Source organism: Bacillus sp. RO1 (assembly GCF_012524115.1).
Lineage (GTDB): Bacteria > Bacillota > Bacilli > Bacillales > Bacillaceae_I > Sutcliffiella_A.
The window spans coordinates 1-4,554 of record NZ_JAAZWB010000007.1 but is presented as its reverse complement, the minus strand read 5'-3'; the positions used below and the strand labels follow the sequence as shown (position 1 = coordinate 4,554).

Annotated in this window: 4 protein-coding genes; 1 reads left to right on the top strand and 3 read right to left on the bottom strand. The window is 34.4% G+C overall.

Translation table 11 applies throughout. From position 1 onward, the window contains the following. Positions 1-572: 572 nt before the first annotated feature. Both HC179_RS00145 and HC179_RS00140 read right to left on the bottom strand, forming a co-directional pair. Positions 573-1,169 (bottom strand): hypothetical protein, encoded by a 597-nt coding sequence (locus tag HC179_RS00145; protein ID WP_168862496.1) that lies wholly within the window; start codon positions 1,167-1,169, stop codon positions 573-575. A gap of 247 nt (positions 1,170-1,416) precedes the next feature. Further along, positions 1,417-1,905, bottom strand: coding sequence for a winged helix-turn-helix transcriptional regulator (locus HC179_RS00140; RefSeq protein WP_168862495.1), 489 nt, complete (start codon positions 1,903-1,905; stop codon positions 1,417-1,419). Between the two features lie 274 nt (positions 1,906-2,179). Here HC179_RS00140 and HC179_RS00135 point away from each other — a divergent pair, with 274 nt between their 5' ends. Next, complete coding sequence (locus HC179_RS00135; protein ID WP_168862494.1) at positions 2,180-3,112, top strand: DMT family transporter; 933 nt, start codon at positions 2,180-2,182, stop codon at positions 3,110-3,112. Between the two features lie 285 nt (positions 3,113-3,397). Here the strand turns inward: HC179_RS00135 and HC179_RS00130 are convergent, their stop codons facing one another. After that, the gene (locus HC179_RS00130) at positions 3,398-4,078 is read right to left on the bottom strand and encodes a YdcF family protein (RefSeq protein WP_168862493.1); all 681 of its coding nucleotides are present in this window, start codon (positions 4,076-4,078) and stop codon (positions 3,398-3,400) included. Between the last annotated feature and the right edge of the window lie 476 nt (positions 4,079-4,554).

Sequence of the window (4,554 nt, the reverse complement as noted above, 5' to 3'; positions counted from 1 at the left end):
TCCACAAATGGCTTCGCTTTCCTAGGGGCGGTGCTTGAGCCTCCTCGCTCCGCTGCGGGGTCTCAAGCTACCGCTATCTCCCTCAGGAGTCTTCGCCTTTTGCTCCAATCAACAGCTGGTGCAACCCAAAAAACAAATGTATCTCTTAAACGAAAAAAGACCCGAACTAATTTAAGATTTTAAATTAGTTCGGGTTTTATTTAGACTAAAACACTTTTGTCCCAGCCTCTACTGTGTCTTTCTTCGATTAATTCTTAATTCGAAATCCTTAGTTCATACTAACCTTTTCTATTTAAATATAAATTTCAAAACTTCTTACGATTGATTTTCTAATTAAATGAGCCTAGAATCAAAAACGAGCGCAAATTCTAGAAACAGAATCACGCCCGACAGTTGAGAATCTTTTTTTAATTAATATCTTAATAAAGAAAATCTCCTAGTTAAATCTCAATAATAACTCTCCTTACTCAAAATACTTCAAATCTATTTCGGATAATGGGCCTAAAATTTAAACGGAGCGCTGATCTTATTTCAGATTAGCGCCCTTTTCATGAATAGACAAAATAAAATATTTAAAACTTTATCCCAGTATTTTCGGAAATATCATCACTAATTATTCCAACGCCTTTTATCTTTCCGTTTTTTACATCTGGTTGAACAGAGGGGTTTAATGGATAAGTTTCACCATTGAACTTTAGCTCTTTATAACTTGGTGTAATACCACCACCTGCAACATACATCATAATATTTTTCCAACCATTTGTCATTTTCTCTTGAATAATGATAGGAGTTCTTACCAAACTAAACCTTGATACAAGTTTATATTCATCATCAACTTCTTGAAAGATAAGACCACTGCAGCCACCCGTTCCACAAACATAAGGACCTGACAAATAAACAAATGTTTCAGGCTTCTTATCATTATTAAGATCTATTCTATTATAATAATACTTAATTTTATGTTCTCCGCGTTTTAAATTATATACCTTGCTAAACGCTTCTTCCAATTCAATATCCCTTTCTGTTTCTGATTTAATATAGGTTATGTTACTTAAATCAATCTCACTATGTTGGGTATCTTGGGAGGCATATACTATATTGGCCTTCATTTCGAAAGAAAAGCTTGCGAATATCAATGATAGTAGTAAAAATGTGTATTTTATTTTCAATTCGTTCACCACTTTCTATTGAATCCTTTAATCAATAGGCTAACCAAAATACGATTTTCTACCTACACAAATTTAAAAATTTAAAGTCATCTTCAAATAAACTCCATTATCAGAGAAAATTAAAGTCGTCTAATTCTTGATTATGATGGTTACTTGTTAAAGGATAGCCCTCTTTAGCAGACTCGAATTCAAGATAATATTAATAATGGTGGGTTCTGTGAAGCCTATCTGAAAGGTATGTCATTTTTTATAAACGCCCCTCCTCCTGTATCGGCAGCACAGTCGAATCCTTAATCTCCCTTAGTGCCAAACTTGTCTGTATTTTGGTAATCCCCAATTCATTCAACCTTCTAATGAACATCTCTAGCCCCTTGCGATCCTTGCAGGCTACTTTTAATAAATAATCGTACTCCCCTGTTAAACAATGACACTCCAGAACCTCCTCCATTGATTCCAATGTTTTCTCAAGGGATTCCAGTTTTTCAGCCTGATGCAGATTTGTACTCATAAACACGAAGCACAATAAATCAAAGCCCAGCTTTTCATGACTTAAAATGGCGACCTGCTTTTTTATGTATCCTTCCGCCTCTAACCGCTTGATTCTTGCATGTACAGCTGGCGCCGATAAATTGACCCGTTTTGAAAGCTCCAGATTGCTTAGTTGAGCATCATTTTGCAGTAAATCCAAGATTTTAATATCCACATTGTCCAAAACTTTGCTTACAATCGATTCCACAATTAATTCCACCTTTTCAATTATTCCAACAACATACAAAACCACGATCATAAAATGAATTATTTAAACTAATAATCTATTATTCTTTCATTTATTTTGATTTTATTACATTATACAAAATGTTCTTTTGTTTTTGAAGGTAAATGATAAGATATTTCATATAGATACTGACATTGTGCATTATAGCTCTTATCTCTACGCTCTAGGCAACAGGGATTCAAAAACAACCAGTAAGCTTTAACACATCCTATAAAACGAAAAGGGGCTAAATGCTTTGAAATATTATTCTATATTGCTATTAACCAGCTTTCTTTGGGGCGGAAATTTTATAGTGGGAAAAACCCTTGTAGATCATGCTTCTCCTGGAACTTTGACAATTTTAAGATGGGGGATTGCGATTATTTGCCTTTTCCCACTTGTTTGGCGAAAAGAAAAAAAGCTGTTCCCAACAAAAGAAGCCCTCCTGCCCCTGTTTTTAATGGGCGTTACAGGTGTAGCCCTATTTCAGGCACTGCAATTCATGGCCCTAGAAAAAACATCTGCCACGAATGTTGGGTTAATCTCAACCTTAAATATGTTTTCAATTGCTGCTTTTTCCTTCTTTTTTCTAAAAGAAAAAATGAATCCACTTCAGTTCCTTTCCATGTTCGTCTCATTATTTGGAGTTATGCTTGTCCTTTCAAAAGGGAACTATGAAATGTTATTTATGATGAAGTTTAATGTGGGAGACCTCTATATGATGGTAGCCGTGGGAATGTGGGGAATTTATTCGGTCTGCAGCAAATGGGCGATGACCACCGTCACACCGATGATGTCAATTCTTTACTCCGGGATATTCGGTCTTATTGTCCTGCTTCCTTTTAACATCTCAAACTTCAAGGTAACGAACATAGATACTTCATTTGTTCAATCTATTTTGTATACTGGCCTGGTCTCAACCGTCCTGTGTATGGTCCTTTGGAATATCGGAGTGAATAAACTGGGACCCAATACTTCAGGATTGTTCTTGAATTTCAATCCCGTTTTTACAACCGTTTTAGCCTTTGCTTTTCTAGGAGAGAAAATGACATTGATTCAAGCTGTGGGCAGTATCATTGTTATTGCTGGCTGCTTTTTATTTACAGTTCTAAAAGACAAGCCGGTTAAAATACTCAAAAGCACACCCAATCCCTTCATACCTAGAGAATCGGTAAAACAAAGCCATTAAAAGAATTATGTAAACATTTTTTAAATAAGATACTTAGTGACTGGAAAACTTGTGAGGTGCAAACAGACAAAAATCATGGATAGTCTCATAATGTAATTACCAATAAGACGCTTGCTGATTCACAAGGAAATTCTCATAAAAAGACCGACTTTACAAAGAGTCGGTCTTTTTATGAGTGAATATTGGCTTATTTAAAAAAGGCTCCTATATAATGGAAGATGGGGTTTATAGTACCTCCAATTAGTTTAAACTTTTTTCATTGCTACTAAATTCCTTTTACAGCCATCATACGAACATTAATTTATAATGTGAAACAATGTCTTGTAGTCCAGCAACTTCCTTTTTTGGAGCAATTATTACACCTTCTATTCCATATATCATATTTCTTAAAAACTCACCAAAAACAAGTGACTTATTATTTTCATTTAACATCCAGTTATCTCTAGTTATGGTTGTTTGACCATCAAAGCTAGTGTCAAATGGATACGGAATAAATTCTATATTCGATGGAAGATGCTTTGTTAAAGTACGGTACTGCCTCCCTGTGGCAATACTTTTACTAACGAACAACAAACGATCTAAACCTTCGAAATTAAAAATTTTTTTCGATTCAATTACATTTGCAATTGAGTGCATAGATGAAGTTTCATAGCTAATAACATCTCTAGGAACACCATTTTCAATTAAGTTTTTAACTATTACTTCAGCTTCAGACATCCCGCTATTATTCCATTCAGGATGCCGCATATTAGACGAACTACCTCCACCAGTTACAATAATATGGTCTCCTAATCCCTTATCATATGCTTCTAAAGGTTTCATCCAATTACCAGGGTGTGAACCTCCGAAGACAAATATTGCATCGCATTTTTTAGGTTCAACCTCTTTTAAAAATACTATTTCTGTTATATCGTTAATTTGCTTACTTGTTAACTTAGGAACTACAGGATATTTAGGTATTCCCATTACGCACCACCATTTTTAGTCTATTGTTCTGTTAGTACATAGAATCAGCTCAAATTAAACAATCGCCCTATTTAATAGAATATCTAAAATATTGGCTTATTCCTAAAATAGCTTATAGCTTGTTGAACAAAAGCACCCGTTACTTCAGGTTATCTTTTACTTTTTTAAATTCACCCAAGAGAAATGCGACAAATGAAACTATTAGTCCAGCAAATGATGTAAACAGTCCGAACATAGTTGCTGAACCACTTGATGTTAAAATAAGAGCTATTCCGAATAAAGATGTTGATATTCCAAATAGTGATAAAAGCATATAATCCCCCTAATAATAAAATTGTTTTTATTCCACTAAACTCCCTCTATAAAGAAAGAGATAACTCTTGTTTTCTCGCTTATTCTCAATATTTCTATAAGGTTTAATTTTTCATAACATTTGAAGTGTGGTTAGATGTTGAAAATAAGGATGATTTTGGGCA

Excerpts from the sequence above, each read along its gene's own strand:
- HC179_RS00130 (WP_168862493.1), bottom strand. The coding sequence starts at position 4,078 with ATGGGAATACCTAAATATCCTGTAGTTCCTAAGTTAACAAGTAAGCAA.